Origin of the sequence: Bacillus sp. 7894-2 (genome assembly GCF_002272225.1) — a bacterium.
Lineage (GTDB): Bacteria > Bacillota > Bacilli > Bacillales > Cytobacillaceae > Cytobacillus.
This window is the reverse complement of the sequence record NZ_NPDG01000070.1, coordinates 1-14626: the sequence shown is the minus strand read 5'-3', so window position 1 is coordinate 14626 and position 14626 is coordinate 1. Positions and strand designations below refer to the sequence as shown.

The window sequence follows — 14626 nt, the reverse complement described above, 5'->3', positions numbered from 1 at the left end:
TTAATTGAACAGTGGTTAATAAAATAAAAAGGATGATGAAAAATGATGAAAACAGCTGCAGTTTTTGGTGCAACAGGCGGAATGGGCTATGCTTTAACAGAGGCATTATGCCGCAGAAATATAAAAACTATTGCCTTTGCCAGGTCTGAAGAAAACCTGCTTAACTTCAAGGAAGACTGGGGACCAAATGCGATGATCCATTCAGGCGATGCACTGAATCCAGAGGATATTGAAAAGGCAGTGACAGAAGCGGATGCCGTTTTTCATGCTATCAATATTCCTTACCCTGACTGGGATCCCGCACTCTCAATTATATTAGATAATATCCTGCACGCATGCCGCAAACATCATAAGCCTTTTATTTATGCTGATAATATATATTCCTATGGCCTTCAATCCAGCCCTGCTGCCGAAGTTTCTCCCAAGAATCCGCACACAAAAAAAGGCAAGCTGCGCCAATCCTTAATTGAGATGATAAAGAACTCAGGCGTGCCATACATCATTGCCCACTTCCCTGACTTTTACGGCCCACATACTGAAAACACACTTTTACACTATACACTCAGCCAGATTATTGAAAAAAATAAAGGCTTGTTTGTCGGCAAAACCGATATTCCAAGAGAATTCATCTATATTAAGGATGGAGCAGAAGCTTTAGCCGAACTTTCATTAAATGAAAACTCATACGGCGAAGTCTGGAATATCCCTGGTGCTGGGACCATAACCGGGGACGAAATAGCCAGTATTGTTTCTAACCATCTTAAGAGAGGCGTTACCTTCACACCTGTCCATAAATGGATGATCCGCGGCATCGGTATTTTCGATCCCATGATGAGGGAATATACTGAATTGATGTATTTGAACCAGACACCTGTTATTTTGGACGGCAGTAAATATGAAGCGAGAATCGGCACTCTCCCTCAAACACCGTACGAGACAGGAATTAAAATGACACTGGATCATTTATTAAACGAAAGGAATGCCGCAGTCTAGCGGCATTCCTTTATTTAAAGAATGAATTTTTCTTTTTTCCCCTCAGGATATCACCCATCCAGCCTTTTTTCACGAGCATGATATAAAGGGCTGCCGTAGATGCAATGATAATAAGAATGGATAACAAATACCCATACTTCCACTCAAGTTCAGGCATAATTTTGAAGTTCATGCCCCAGAGCGCTCCCCACGTTGCGACCGGTGTCATTAAAGTAGTAATGACCGTGAGAGTCTTCACGATTTCATTTCCCCGGTGCATGGAAACCATTTCTTCAAAATTCACAAGGTCATCAATTTCCTGCTGAAACTCACGCACCAGCGTATAGCCTCTTTCAATTCGCTTGCAGGTTCTTTTAAATTCAGTTCCTTCTGTTACATTTTCACCAAAGGTTTCTTCTACACCCAGCCTGATTTCCTTAACAGGAATCATAATATTTTTCCACACGAGAATCTGGTGGCGCAGCTCATAGATTTCTTCCAGCCGATTAATATTATTTTTATCTTTTATTTTCCATAACAGGTCATTTAGCCGTACTTCAAACTTATCAATCTTCTTAATGTTATCGCTGAGGATTTCGCCTAAAATCACAAAAAATCCATCAATGGCATTGTTCGTATAATCCATTTTATTTAAAAGCATTGATTCATCAGACTGAATGACAGTCGAATCAAAGTCCACAGTGAGGAGAAAATCCCTTGTCAGAAAATAGTGGAACAAACTATTTTCATGCTGCTCGTTCGTTGTCTGCTGATAAATGAGTGAGCCGCTGATAAACTCCTTATTGCGGACGCAGGTATCTATTTCCATTACATTTGTTTTGTTCTCGGAAGTGTTTTTGGCCCATGTCTGCAATGCTTCTTTATAGTCGCCAGCTTCATTAAACTCTATTTCATCCAAATGATCGTAACGGTGCCAAGTCCAATTATCCTCATTATATTCTTTTTCCATCCCATCTTCCTCCTAAAACGTTCCTTTATCTATATCATCATACTTCCCTGCTTAAAGGCTGAATAAAACCTTGTTGAAGGAGTAATTTCTTCTAGTATTGGAAACAATGTTAAAAGTACTTCATGTTTGCTTCTGATTATGCCGGGTAAATATAGAGCAAGAAAGACAATCAAATTTTTCAGAGGAGGAGCATAAACATGAATTCTCGTCCATTAAATCAATATCTGTTAGCCGGTGTTGGCATTACAAGCATTTTATTATTAGCAAGCAAAAACAATCGAAATAAAGTTCAGTCTCTGGCAGTTAAAATGAAAGGACTGCTGCCTGATCGCTTTTTAAACGATACAGTACCAACAGAAAAGCTGGGTCATCCGGACCCGCATAATATTGAAGATAATAAAATGGTTGATGAAGGTGCTATGTATTCAGTAAGTTACTATAATGAAACTGTTCAGCAATGACCTAAGGACTGGCTCCTTAGGTTTTTTATTTAAATCTGAATTTTCGGAGGAAGCAAGATGGGTGTTCTTTTCATCCTGATTTATTTGGGAATCGTATTAGCTGTTATTGAAATCCATACTCTTATTTTCACCTATACAGGGCTTGATAAGCATATTGCCAGATTTCAGGTGATCAGCATGCTTACAGGCACCGGCTTTACAACCGGAGAATCGGAACTCATCATTGACCATCCAATCCGCAGAAGGTTTGGAGCTTTTCTAATTTTATTCGGCGCCTTTTCTTTGGCAGTCATTATTTCTGCAATCAGCAATATCCTTTCAGATGAATTTTATACGGCCAAGATCTCATTCGTGGCAGCAGCACTGGTCCTAATTATAATTATTTTAAGGCTCCCCAAGGTACGGGATTATCTTCCAGGTAAATTGGAGCATGAACTAGAAGAACATTATGATTTTCGCGATCTTCCGATAAGAGAGGCTCTTCTCACGGAAGATAATGATCATGTCTTGGACTATTTTATTGATGAAGAATGTGAGTTTAATGGTAAAGAGCTAGGGGATGTTATCGACGAAGATGAAGATATTAATGTGCTATTTATCCAAAGAGGCGATGTGAAAATCAGAAAAGAGCGGCTCGTTACAGAACTGCAGGAAGGTGACCATATTATTTTATATGGAGAAGAACAAACAATTGAGGATAAGTTTGGCCCTAAACAGGATAAAGAAGATTAAAGCATCCCCATGGTGGAGATGCTTTTTTTGCCGCTTCAGTTAAACTGCTTAGCCGGCGATAGATAGAGTGTCAGGCCGATTTTTTTGCATACTGTTACATAATGCATCATCGCCAGAAGAACAGCGCCCATATTCATGCCCACAATAATTCCGTCCATCTGCAGGCTGTGCATCGAGCCAAGCACAAACATGGCCGAGAATGAAACAACGGTTGACCAGACGGAATGATAGAACGCATCCTTCATCAGTCCCAGGCCGATTAAATATGCCTGCATCGGGATAATGAAGAAGTGGAGCAGAAAGAATGGCCACAGCAGCTGTAAATACACGGCTGCATCTGTCGAGTGAAAAAACATCTCGGTCAGCGGCCGTGCAAAGAAATAGAAAAAGACAACCGATGGGATGCCGTATAAAAAGGTGACAAAGAACACCTGCTGAAGAAGTCTCCGAAGCTCTCCCAGATTATGATCAGCATACTCTTTGGAGACTGTCGGGATCAGCATGATTAAAAAGGAATGGGCTATAAAGGATGGAAAAAAACCAATGGTCATGGCGACACCGGCGAGCATCCCAAAATGTTCTGTTGCAACTTCTCCCGGCACTCCTGCTTTTAAGAGAGCGGCCTTGATCAAAAACGGCTGAACAGCATGTGTCAGGGCATGAAAGACCCTTAAAGCGGTTGTCGGAACAGACACAGAGATCAGGTTCTGCCTCACACTTTTTCCACTGACATAGTCAGATGGCTCTTTTTTAATCCGCTGATACTGAATAATAAACATATTCAGCAAGTATAGAAAAACAACAATCTCACTCCCTATAAACGTACAAAAAGCAATAAAGACCGCGGTATTGACATCAAATTGAAAGGCCTGATAAAGCACCACGAGCAGCAGGAGCTGGACGGATTTACGCAGAAAATTGGATGCTGCAATTTTTCCCATTTGATGCTTGCCCATGAAAAAACCCCTGGCAATCGAGGAAAAGGAAACGATGGGAATGAAGCCGATCACAACCCATCTTAAGAGCGGGTGGTACTCATTAAAGACACTGATAAACGGAATTATAATCGCTGCAGCCGGCACCAAAACGGCTGTAAAGATAATGGTCAGCTTTATGACATGATGAAGCATGCTGAGATGATACCTTTTATCTTTTTCGGCAATGAATTTGGAAATCGAGATCGGAAGCTCAAAACTGGCCAGAAGCACGATCAGAAATATGGTTGGCAAAATCGACATGTACATGCCGAGTCCCCTCTCCCCCAGTTCCCGGGCGAGTACCATATTCACCACAAACTCTATACATTCGCTTGCAAAAGCAGCCAGTGCAAGCAGTATAACTCCTTTAAAGAATTTACTCATTGCGCCTCTCCTTATATAATGCAGATTCTATATAAGATATGAGACATGCCCCGATAATATATTGCCCTTTTGGAACTTTTGAGAAAATTAATATAACGAAAAGGAGAGCTGGCAATATGCCGCTCCCCTCTCAGCTAAAATACAAAAACATGTGCAATCAGGACAATAACAGGTAAAGTAATGATCGTTCTTTCGATAAAAATAACGAATAAATCCATAAAGCTCAGCGGAATGTTTGAACGCAGAATCAGAATTCCGATTTCAGACATGTATACTAATTGTGTTAATGACAGGCCTGCCACAACGAATCTTGTCAGCTCGCTCTCAATTCCGCTTCCGATAACAGCAGGCAGGAACATATCAGCAAAGCCGACAAGCATAGTCTGTGCTGCAGCACCTGCTTCCGGCAATTGCATAAACTCCAAAACCGGAATGAGCGGGTATGAAATAAACTCAAATACAGGAGTGTATTCCGCAATGATCAGAGCTGCAGCTCCCAGGCTCATCACAAGCGGAATCAGGCCCATCCAAATATCAAGAACAGTCTCCATGCCATCGGTTAAAAGCTTTTTGGGACCCGGAGCATTCCTTGCTTTATCAATTGCCTGCTCCCATCCCCATTTCAATTTCGAAACCCCTTCCGGAATGGTTTCATCAATCTGCTGTCCTACCGGCTCATAATAAGTGTCCGGCTTCCGGGATAATGGCGGTATTCTTGGCATAATCAATGCTGCCACGACACAGGCGGCAGAAACGGTTAAGTAAAAAGGGATGAATAAATGGCCAAGGCCAACAACATTCGCAACGACAAGACTGAAAGCCACAGACGCAATCGAGAAGGTTGTCGCAATGACCGCTGCTTCTCTTTTTGTGTAAAAGCCTTCATCATATTGCTTCGTTGTTACCAATACACCGACTGTTCCGGCACCCATCCAGGACGCGAGGCAATCGATGGAGGACCGTCCGGGAAGGGTGAAAAATGGCCTCATAAATTTCTGGACAAGCGCCCCAATGAACTCCATTAAACCAAACTCCACTAAAAGCGGCAGAAGGATGCCGGCAAACAGGAACCACGTAAGCAAAACGGGAGCCAGGTCGTAGAGAACCACTCCGCCTGTATTCCGCGACCAGATAAATTCAGGCCCGATTTCATAAAAAGTCATGATTCCCACTGCGAATCCGAGGACTCTCATGGTCAACCCAAATTTCCCGGTATCAAATAACCCTTTTAAAAACTTATTATCCAGTATAAATGCCGGCTTTGCTGTTTTTGTCAGGATGGAAAGAAAAACTGATAATCCTAAAATAATAATGATAATGGCAGGCATCTGCTCACTGAACACTTTGCCTAAAAGAGAGGCTAAAATACCGACACCAATCGTGACGTCTCCCTGAAATTTAACTGGAACCAGAAATAGGAGCGATCCAATTAAAGATGGGATAATAAATTTCCAATACTCTCCTGTGACGGCTTGCGGCTTAACCCTTGTCTCAGCTTTCATGCTATTACCTCCTTATGATTTGGAAACAACTGCTTCATGTTCCATAAGTGCTTCTTCCAATATTCTCAGACCCTGATCAATTTGCTCCTTTGTTACAACAAGCGGCGGAATCATCCGAATCACTTCCCCTGAATTTCCGCAGAGATAAAAGAGGACTCCCTTATCAAGAGAAGAATTCAGGATGTCCATTACCGCGTTTCCATCCGGTTTTCCGGTTTGCGGGTCGATGATTTCAATGCCGATCATCAGCCCCAGACCTCGGACACTGCCAATTGCAGGATGTTTGGCTTTCAAAGCCTGTAATTTCTGTAATGCATACTCTCCCATTTGCTTTGCGTTTTCCAAAAGATTCTCCGTTTTTAGGACTTCAAGAGAGGCCAATGCTGCAGAACAGGCAATCGGATTTCCGCCAAAGGTTGTTCCATGGGCACCCAGCGGCCATTTTTCCATCAATTCCTTTGAAGCTGCAGTTGCGCTTAACGGCAGTCCTGCCGCAATTCCTTTTGCAATCGCCATGATATCCGGCACCACATCAAATGCCTGGGCGGCAAACCATTCCCCAGTACGCCCAAAGCCGGTTTGCACTTCATCAAATATCAGCAGGATTCCATGCCGGTCACAAATTTCCCTGATCTTCTGCAGCCATTTCTTCGGAGGAATGATATAGCCGCCTTCCCCGAGAACCGGTTCAATGATCATGCAGGCAACCTCTTCCGGGTCAACCTGATGCTTGAAGAGTGTTTCAGCGTCCTTTTCCAGTTTTCTTGGGAAGTACTCCTCAGGATCTTCGCCAAAAGGACAATCCCGCTCATCCGCATATGGAAGCTGATAGGTCAGCCAGGACGGCTGCTGAAACTTGCGGTATTTGCTCTTGGATGTGGATACACTCAGCGCTCCCATCGACCTTCCATGGAAACAGCCTGTGAAGGAAACAACATAGGGCCTCCGCGTGACATACTTTGCAAGCTTAATAGCTCCTTCGATTGCTTCAGTCCCGCTGTTCGCAAAGAAAAAGCAATCCAGATTTCCCGGTGTAATTTTTCCAAGCTCCTCTGCGAGCCGCAAAATCGATTCATAGATGATAACGCCTGACGGGCCGTGCACCAAATGGTCTGCACTGTCTTTAATGGCCTGTACAACCTTCGGGTGGCGATGTCCGACATTTTCCACTGCGATGCCTGATGTAAAATCCAAATACTCTTTTCCATCGACACCGTAGTAATAGCAGCCTTCCGCGCTCACCACCGGCAAATTCGGATGATCCTTTGCCATACTGGGCGCTAATAAGTTTGAAATGTTTCCGACAAGATGACTCCAATTCTCTCCGTTCATACTTTCCCTCCTGAATCCTGCATAGGTGTATTGGTTATGTTTCTCTGCTATTCTTTAATGCAATATTCATGCCAAAGTATGTATTAACAATCATATTTTTTTAATTTTCTTACTACTGAAGGCTGACTGATCCCCAGGGCACCCGCTATTTCAGTAGTGGTCCGGTAACGTTTCCTTGCATTGATTAATACTTTTTTCTCTACTTCTTCCAATATAGCGGGAAGAGTTTGTCCCTCATAATCTATAAAACCCTCTTTTTTCCCCTGTATATGGTATTCATAAGGCAGGTCGTCTTTCGTGATCATCAGGCTGGTACTTGTTACGATAAGCCGCTCCATCAGGTTTTCAAGCTCTCTTACGTTTCCCTTCCACCCAAGCTGCAGCAGGTGATCGACCAGGGATTTGTCCAGGCGCCTTTCCCGATTATGCCGCTTGGAGATAGAGTGGAGAAAATAATGAATGAGAGCAAATAAATCCTCTTTCCTTTCCCTGAGCGGCGGAATCTTTAATGGCACCACATTCAGCCGGAAGAATAAGTCCTGCCTGAAATCCCTGGATTCCACTGCTTTTTCAAGATCCTTGTTCGTAGCTGCCAGGAGCCGAAAGTCTGCATGAACCGGCTTTGTCCCTCCTACTCTATAAAACTGCTTGTCTTGTATGAATTTCAGCAGCTTTGCCTGCAGATGGGCTGAGAGTTCGCCAATTTCATCAAGAAATAGTGTGCCTCCTTTTGCCATTTCAGCAAATCCCATTTTGCCTTTATTCTTTGCCCCTGTAAAAGCGCCGCCTTCATACCCGAAAAACTCAGCTTCAAAGATGGATTCCGGAATCGCACTGCAGTTTACTTCAATGAACGGGCCGTCTTTTCGAGTACTGTTTTGATGAATCCATTTGGCGAGAGCCGATTTTCCGACTCCTGACTCACCCAGGAGCAGGACTGTGACATCTACATCGCGGATTCTTCTGATGGTTTCGGCAATATTTTTCATCGCCAGGCTGTCAGCTATCATGCCATCCATTTTAATGCTCTTATTGCGGAGGAGATCCAGTTCACTTTTTACCCTGGCCATTTCCTCCTCAACACTATTCAGATATTCTTTTATAACAAGAAGTTCTGAAACATCGTAGGAATAGCTGACAATATGATCGATTTCTCCAGTTTCATTGAATACAGGAATACCAGTAACCAGAATCTTTTTGCCTGAGCCGGCTTTTTGAACCAGAATGACTTTCTTCTTTTTCTTTAATACTTCAGGAGTAATCGCAGGCTTAAACACTCCTCTTCTTTCCAGTTCATATACAGATTCACCAAGCAGCGTATCCGGTTCAATGCCATAATGCACCCCGCTGCCTTTACTGACCTTTATAATTATGCCGTCTGCATTGGTGACCATAATGTCTTCTTCCATTGAAGATATGACTTCTCTGTCATTATTCCAATCCATGAAAAAGCTGTTCATCCAGTTCCTCCCGCAGATTATTCATTATTGAATAATCGTATTTCTTATAAATGCTGTGTTATAGGAGATTTACACTTAGATTATTCAAATTTAAATAATTATTCAGATTTGTATAAGACTATACATCATTTTAGCGGAGATGAAAAGATACAGAGGGAATAAATTAATAAAAATTCGTATTTTAGTATAAAAATGAGTATTTTCTCGTATAAATTGTTGTTTAACCTTACAATCTTGTCCGTTGATTTCCGCTGCTTACTTCGCTGCCTTTTTTACAGTGCAGGGAATCTGCTGACCAGGAAAAAAAGGTAAGACATCAAGAAAGGAAGCCTCAACTCAAGGCTTCCTTTTTTCATCATTTCCATGTCTGGATTTGGTCTGTTTCAAGTATTCCGAGCGTTACGTCACTAATATCAGGGTCATCAAGCAGCTGATTCCTTACACCGATTTTTATATCATCCGCAACCGCGAGGGTCAGTCCTTCAACCAGCTCAATGTACCCTTCCACATGGTATCTTCTTCCCTCCTGGATCAGACGCAGCTGTTTAATATCCACGACCTGGGGGTCACCCAGAATAATTTGGGCAATACGGTCTTCGATATCTTTTGGGGCGGCCACTCCAATCAGGCCAAGCGTATTTTCAAATCCGATTTTCACAGCGATGCCCACTAGAAGCAGCCCAATTAAGATCGTGCCCACTCCATCCAGGAAGTAAAGCCCTGTAAAATGAGCGATTAGAATCGAAACAAGGGCAAGCAGCGCACCAAATGTCGCGATAATATCTTCATAAAAAACCAGTCGTGTTGGAGGAGAGGCAAGCCTGACATTTTTAAAGGCAACAGGCACAATGCCAAATCCTTTGGCAGGATTCCTCGTTTCATGGCCGATTTCCTTCATGGCTTTTACTAAAATAAATCCATCAACGGCAACTGCAAGTATCATTACTCCCACATTGAGCCAGAGATCAGTTGATTCCTTTGGATGCTGAATCAATTCCCAGCCTTTATGTAAAGTTTCATAAGCCATAATGGAAATGACGATAACAGCAATTAATACAAAAAGGTTGATTACCCGGCCAAATCCAGTTGGGAATCTTTTGGTTGGCGCCTTTTCTGCAAGTGCACTGCCAAAGAACACAAACCCCTGATTCAGTGCATCTGCCAGAGAATGAAGGGTCGTGGCAAGCATGGCTCCGCTCCCGCTTGCAAAAGCTGCCAGACCTTTCGCAATTGCGAGTGCAGTATTTCCGATTGCTGCCATTCCCGATGATTTGTTTCCTTTTTTCAATAAAGCAATCACAGACATTACATCACCGCCAAATATTTTTATTTGGTTTTATTGTTACCCTCATCAGCAGATTCTGAATCATTTTTGGCAAAAATAAAAAGAGCTAATATCAATGATTAGCTCTCCAAAGGCATTATTTTACCAGCGAGTGCTTAAAGGCATATATGACAGCCTGGGTCCTGTCCTGCACCTGCAGCTTGCTTAGTATATTGCTCACATGTGTCTTAACTGTTTTTAAGGCAATGAAAAGCTCGTCGGCGATTTCCTGGTTCGTTTTTCCTTCTGTCATCAACAGGAGGATTTCCATCTCGCGGCTTGTCAGCTCTTCATGGGGCAGCAGCTGGTTTTTCTGCCTCATTTTCACCATCATTTTGCCGGTTACTTCCGGTTCAAGCACTGACTGTCCATGATAGGTCGAGCGGACTGCCTCAGCAATTTCACTGGCTTTGGAGGTTTTCAGCATATAGCTTGTCGCTCCGGCTTCCAAAGCCGGATACACTTTTTCATCATCCAGGAAGCTTGTCACAATGATGATCTTCGCTTCCGGCCATTGTTCAATGATTCTTCCGGTCGCCTCAATTCCGTCCATTTCCTTCATGACGAGATCCATCAGAATGATATCCGGCCGCAATTCAAGTGCCAGTTCAATCGCTGTTTTTCCGTTATCCGCTTCTCCTATAACCTCAATATCCGGCTGTGCTGTAAGATAAGAAGACACTCCAATCCGAACCATTTCATGGTCATCCACAAAAAGTACTTTAATCATTGGCCTCACCCTCAGAATTAGTCTTGCCTAAGCAGACATTATTTATATAATTGGAACCTTTACTTCAAGGCGGGTTCCTTTATTTTTCACACTGATGATTTTCATGCTGCCGCCTACTTCCGCTGCGCGTTCATACATGTTCTGCAGACCATAGGACCCTGCCTTCGATTCCTCTACATCAAACCCTACTCCATCATCAGCCACCCGGAGTATCGCATAATCATCTCTTTGAATCAGGAGCACTTCAAGATTTTGCGATTTGGAATGGCGGAGGGTGTTGGACACAGCCTCCTGAAGGATACGGAATAAATGGTCTTCCACCCCTTTATCAAGCGGAAAACTCTCCACCTTCCATTCAATCTCCATGGAAACTTTCTGTAGCAATTCGACCAAAAGCTCTTCAATTCCTTCCTGGAGGCTTTTGCCCTTAAGTGCCGCCGGACGAAGGTGCAGGAGAAGGGCACGCATTTCGAGCTGTGACTGATGGATCATTTCCTCCACCATTTTCAGCTGTTTTGCCTGCCTGTCTTCCGGATCCTGCTGGGTTTCAGTAATGGCGGACATCATCATGGACGCTGCAAACATCTGCTGGCTGACTGAGTCGTGAAGCTCACGGGCAAGCCTGTTCCGTTCCTGGGAAACAATTTCCTGCATCCTGTTCTCAATATCTTCCGCTTTTTCGTTTGCCAGCTTTTGGGAGATCTTTGCCTGTTCTGCCATGTTCCTTTGAATCTTCTCGGCCCTGATTGCTATGGACTGCAATTCTTTACCCATTTCCAGAACATTTAATTGCCTACCTTCTTCAACCTGGTGAAGCATAGTGTCTACAGCAAAAAGCTGCCGGCGCCAGTATATGCCTGACAGCAAACCAAAGATCAGGCCTATGGCCAGGCTTACGCTCGGCACAAATATGATAAATGGTATATCAAATATTTCCGTTTCCCAAAGATCACGCCAGCCGGGAATGGGGAACATACTAAAAAAAGAGGCTGTCAGGACAGCAAGAATGAGGAGAGACATGCCCGCTCCCCATGCAATTTGCCGCTGGATGATACTCATACGCGCTTCACCTCGATATCCCCCGCTGCTATAGAAGTGAAAATTTTAACGCGCTGTCCTGATTGATCATAGCCAGGTGTCTGTAGGTGAAGATGCTGATTAAACATCTTTGATTTTTCGTACTCGAATATTCGGGCCTTACCCGCTATGGCTGAATGACTGACAGTAACCTCTACGTCATAGGGAACAAGCACCTGCACATTTCCGATAAAGTTCCGGATGAAAATGACGGTTTCTCCTTTTGGAATAACTGTATAGCTTAAGTCGATGACCGTATCACCTATACCGGTCTGGATATTGATGTCATTCCATTCATACACCTGCTCAGGCGTTTTTTGCTGGCCGACAAATATATTGGAAAAAAGAGGATTCTTTTTTATGACCGTTTCTTTCTGGAGATTGACTGATGGTTCCTTTAACTGCGGCTGAATCCGTTTAGGTTCTTTTTTGGACTGCCCAAACTGAATCAGCAGGTGAATCAAAATCGCCAGCAGAAAAAATTTCAGCGTCATCATATTGAAAATAGTGATGAGCAGAAAAATTAATCCCAGCCAGAAAAGCCATTTACCGGAGCTCTTAGGCATCCACTTTCTTCCGATATATACCATTCCAATTGGCACAAGAAGAGAGAACACCACGCCGCTGTTAAAAAAGGCTATTTCCACAAAGAGAAAGACAATGCCCAATATGATGATCCAGCTCATATAATCGCTTTTGTTGTTTGTGTTCATGAGGCATCCCCCTTTTGTGTAATGGAATGATTGATTAAAAGGCGCAGTATTTCCACGCCTTCTTAGAATACCATTTTTTGTTCATTAAGTAGCAAGAGTTTTATATCTTTTTTTGGAAAAAGTTTATACAGACAGGGTTTATTTTACTCTCTCGTTAATTTGGGCTGATGCTTAAGAAATAACCACTATAATACAGGCTTCTTCTCCATCTCTTTTTCCAGCTGCGCGATGCGTGCATCGATTGTGCTGCGGTGATAGGAGCTTTTCACCTCATGCTCAAGACGGTCAAGATAGGATTCGATTTCCTGGAATTTTGTAAAGGATTTATCATTGTTTTGATCCAGCACCTTATCCATCCGGTGGTTGGCGCGTGTAATATTTTCGCGGCCCATCAGCTCCATGCGGCGGATGTGCATATCTTTTAGTTTATGCTTCATTTCCTCGTATTTTCTTTCAAGCTCACCCATTTGCTGCACTGACTGGTTCAGGAGATCCTTTAAACGGCCGGCACGCTCTTCATACTGCATTTGCTCCTGTGAGGCGAACTGATAGAGTTCCTCTTCCCCGGCCTGTGAGGCAACTTCTGCCTGGCGCTTGCGTTTATCTGCAAGGTTTTTCGCCTGCTCGTATTCCCGGGTGAATTCTTCCTTTAATGTATATTGACGTTCCAACAGTTTGCGGACTTTTTCAGTTTCCCTCTCACAATCACGGAGGTACTGGTTTAAAAGGGCAATTGGATTCTTTTTCTCCTTTTTATCCAATGCTTCATGAAGGTCTGCCATTACTGTATCTTTAATTCTTGTTAATAGGTTTGCCATATCGATCTCTCCTCTTTTTAGTTTCTGTTTAATTCTGCCCACTGCTTTTCAAAGCTGGCGAAAGGGTCATTATCTTCTTCCATTACACTTGAGCCTGAATCGTTCCACTTTTTATAGACCAGATATAAAATGTATGCAGCTGCAAGCCCCAGGATTGCCGGGAAGTTGGAAGCTGTGGCCATCAAAGCAATGAACCCGATGATGCCAAATCCGATTTTCGCCATCGTGCTTTCTGCTTTTAAAAATTGTTTAAACACAAAGTATAGAATCGCCGCACTAACTGCCAGACCCACGATCGGGCCAAGATTTGAAATCAGCACCATCGCCGCAATACCACCTGCAATCAATAATCCAAGTTTTTTCATTTTTTGTTTCCTCCTTTCTTGATTTCATCTTACCTGTTTTATAAAAATGCTATAACGAGCCTCAGCTTTATTTTCAAATAAGACCTGAGACGTAGCAGTTGGTCGGCCTCTTTCAACTTAGCTGGGAAATTTGGAAAAAGAATGTACGTTAGTACAGCAGATTGGGGGGTACACATGGGGTATGCAAACAAATAATAATGATGTCTGCAATATGCAGTTTTTGATACATCTAGTGAAGTGGAGGTCTTCCCATGTTTGGGTATGATGATTTTATGAAGTTCATGCAAGCCTTTTTTGTGGTATTCCCTATAGTGACACTTATTCATCTATTGGGTCATATATTCTTTGCAGCCATATTTGGCGGGAAAGGAATCCGGGTTATTATTGGCACAGGTAAAATCCTGTTTTCAACGAGGTATTTGGAGGTTAGGCGGTTTTACTTCTGGTATGGGGGATGTGAGTATACATCTTTAACATACAACAATAAACTGACCAAATCTCTTATCTTTTTAGGAGGATCCATTTTAAACATCGCCAGTATTTTTCTTGTGAATTACTTGATCCGAATCGGTATTCTGGATGCAAATATGCTGTGGTACCAATTCGTCTATTTTTCCTTTTATTATGTCTTTTTCGCCCTGCTGCCAATGGATATGGCAGATGGAACGCTTAGTGACGGGAAAGCCATGTACAAGCTCTGGGTTGATAAAAATGAAGATGATTCCTCAGCAGACTGCCAGCTGGTTGATGAAAAAAGATAATAGGCATTCGTAAGGAAGCCCCGATCACCGGAGCTTCCTTTTTTCATT

General features: G+C 43.0%; 15 protein-coding genes. 4 read left to right on the top strand and 11 right to left on the bottom strand.

What is annotated here, in order from left to right:
• Positions 1-42 precede the first annotated feature (42 nt).
• Positions 43-993, top strand: a complete 951-nt coding sequence (locus CHI10_RS11105) for an SDR family NAD(P)-dependent oxidoreductase (protein ID WP_095244358.1) — start codon at positions 43-45, stop codon at positions 991-993.
• Positions 994-1003: 10 nt separating this feature from the next.
• On the opposite strand, the gene CHI10_RS11100 is transcribed toward CHI10_RS11105, so the two are convergent.
• Complete coding sequence (locus CHI10_RS11100) at positions 1004-1942, bottom strand: magnesium transporter CorA family protein (protein WP_095244357.1); 939 nt, start codon at positions 1940-1942, stop codon at positions 1004-1006.
• 197 nt (positions 1943-2139) lie between these two features.
• Between CHI10_RS11100 and CHI10_RS11095 the strand changes: the two genes are divergently transcribed.
• Positions 2140-2403: a hypothetical protein gene (locus CHI10_RS11095; RefSeq protein WP_095244356.1), complete on the top strand. Its 264-nt coding sequence runs from the start codon at positions 2140-2142 to the stop codon at positions 2401-2403.
• Positions 2404-2460: 57 nt separating this feature from the next.
• Positions 2461-3135, top strand: coding sequence for a TrkA C-terminal domain-containing protein (locus CHI10_RS11090; RefSeq protein WP_095244355.1), 675 nt, complete (start codon positions 2461-2463; stop codon positions 3133-3135).
• A 35-nt stretch (positions 3136-3170) separates the two neighbouring features.
• Here CHI10_RS11090 and CHI10_RS11085 read toward each other — a convergent pair whose 3' ends face one another.
• The 10 genes from CHI10_RS11085 to CHI10_RS11040 all read right to left on the bottom strand — a co-directional run bounded on the left by CHI10_RS11085 (position 3171) and on the right by CHI10_RS11040 (position 13817).
• On the bottom strand, positions 3171-4496 hold the full coding sequence (locus tag CHI10_RS11085; RefSeq protein ID WP_095244354.1) for a polysaccharide biosynthesis protein: 1326 nt from the start codon (positions 4494-4496) through the stop codon (positions 3171-3173).
• A gap of 134 nt (positions 4497-4630) precedes the next feature.
• Positions 4631-5998 carry a YjiH family protein gene (locus CHI10_RS11080; RefSeq protein ID WP_095244353.1) on the bottom strand — a complete coding sequence of 456 codons (1368 nt, stop codon included), beginning with the start codon at positions 5996-5998 and terminating at the stop codon, positions 4631-4633.
• Between the two features lie 12 nt (positions 5999-6010).
• Positions 6011-7330 carry an aspartate aminotransferase family protein gene (locus CHI10_RS11075; RefSeq protein WP_095244352.1) on the bottom strand — a complete coding sequence of 440 codons (1320 nt, stop codon included), beginning with the start codon at positions 7328-7330 and terminating at the stop codon, positions 6011-6013.
• Between the two features lie 83 nt (positions 7331-7413).
• Complete coding sequence (locus CHI10_RS11070) at positions 7414-8790, bottom strand: sigma-54 interaction domain-containing protein (RefSeq protein WP_095244351.1); 1377 nt, start codon at positions 8788-8790, stop codon at positions 7414-7416.
• Between the two features lie 355 nt (positions 8791-9145).
• Positions 9146-10096, bottom strand: coding sequence for a cation diffusion facilitator family transporter (locus CHI10_RS11065; protein ID WP_095244350.1), 951 nt, complete (start codon positions 10094-10096; stop codon positions 9146-9148).
• A 115-nt stretch (positions 10097-10211) separates the two neighbouring features.
• Positions 10212-10844, bottom strand: a complete 633-nt coding sequence (locus tag CHI10_RS11060) for a response regulator transcription factor (RefSeq protein WP_095244349.1) — start codon at positions 10842-10844, stop codon at positions 10212-10214.
• A 42-nt stretch (positions 10845-10886) separates the two neighbouring features.
• Positions 10887-11903 (bottom strand): sensor histidine kinase, encoded by a 1017-nt coding sequence (locus tag CHI10_RS11055; protein WP_095244348.1) that lies wholly within the window; start codon positions 11901-11903, stop codon positions 10887-10889.
• Positions 11900-12634, bottom strand: coding sequence for a cell wall-active antibiotics response protein LiaF (liaF, locus tag CHI10_RS11050; RefSeq protein ID WP_095244347.1), 735 nt, complete (start codon positions 12632-12634; stop codon positions 11900-11902). The genes CHI10_RS11055 and liaF overlap by 4 nt, the downstream gene beginning before the upstream one ends.
• Before the next feature lie 185 nt (positions 12635-12819).
• On the bottom strand, positions 12820-13452 hold the full coding sequence (locus tag CHI10_RS11045) for a PspA/IM30 family protein (RefSeq protein ID WP_095244346.1): 633 nt from the start codon (positions 13450-13452) through the stop codon (positions 12820-12822).
• A 17-nt stretch (positions 13453-13469) separates the two neighbouring features.
• Entirely contained in the window at positions 13470-13817 is a 348-nt protein-coding gene (locus tag CHI10_RS11040; RefSeq protein ID WP_095244345.1) for a lmo0954 family membrane protein, read from the bottom strand.
• 251 nt (positions 13818-14068) lie between these two features.
• Here CHI10_RS11040 and CHI10_RS11035 point away from each other — a divergent pair, with 251 nt between their 5' ends.
• On the top strand, positions 14069-14578 hold the full coding sequence (locus CHI10_RS11035) for a hypothetical protein (RefSeq protein WP_095244344.1): 510 nt from the start codon (positions 14069-14071) through the stop codon (positions 14576-14578).
• Positions 14579-14626: the final 48 nt, after the last annotated feature.

Coding starts and splice junctions, on each gene's coding strand:
- CHI10_RS11035 (WP_095244344.1), top strand. CDS start 14,069: ATGTTTGGGTATGATGATTTTATGAAGTTCATGCAAGCCTTTTTTGTG.
- CHI10_RS11105 (WP_095244358.1), top strand. CDS start 43: ATGATGAAAACAGCTGCAGTTTTTGGTGCAACAGGCGGAATGGGCTAT.
- CHI10_RS11040 (WP_095244345.1), bottom strand. CDS start 13,817: ATGAAAAAACTTGGATTATTGATTGCAGGTGGTATTGCGGCGATGGTG.
- CHI10_RS11055 (WP_095244348.1), bottom strand. CDS start 11,903: ATGAGTATCATCCAGCGGCAAATTGCATGGGGAGCGGGCATGTCTCTC.
- liaF (WP_095244347.1), bottom strand. CDS start 12,634: ATGAACACAAACAACAAAAGCGATTATATGAGCTGGATCATCATATTG.
- CHI10_RS11075 (WP_095244352.1), bottom strand. CDS start 7,330: ATGAACGGAGAGAATTGGAGTCATCTTGTCGGAAACATTTCAAACTTA.
- CHI10_RS11070 (WP_095244351.1), bottom strand. CDS start 8,790: ATGAACAGCTTTTTCATGGATTGGAATAATGACAGAGAAGTCATATCT.
- CHI10_RS11095 (WP_095244356.1), top strand. CDS start 2,140: ATGAATTCTCGTCCATTAAATCAATATCTGTTAGCCGGTGTTGGCATT.
- CHI10_RS11060 (WP_095244349.1), bottom strand. CDS start 10,844: ATGATTAAAGTACTTTTTGTGGATGACCATGAAATGGTTCGGATTGGA.
- CHI10_RS11090 (WP_095244355.1), top strand. CDS start 2,461: ATGGGTGTTCTTTTCATCCTGATTTATTTGGGAATCGTATTAGCTGTT.
- CHI10_RS11100 (WP_095244357.1), bottom strand. CDS start 1,942: ATGGAAAAAGAATATAATGAGGATAATTGGACTTGGCACCGTTACGAT.
- CHI10_RS11085 (WP_095244354.1), bottom strand. CDS start 4,496: ATGAGTAAATTCTTTAAAGGAGTTATACTGCTTGCACTGGCTGCTTTT.
- CHI10_RS11065 (WP_095244350.1), bottom strand. CDS start 10,096: ATGTCTGTGATTGCTTTATTGAAAAAAGGAAACAAATCATCGGGAATG.
- CHI10_RS11080 (WP_095244353.1), bottom strand. CDS start 5,998: ATGAAAGCTGAGACAAGGGTTAAGCCGCAAGCCGTCACAGGAGAGTAT.
- CHI10_RS11045 (WP_095244346.1), bottom strand. CDS start 13,452: ATGGCAAACCTATTAACAAGAATTAAAGATACAGTAATGGCAGACCTT.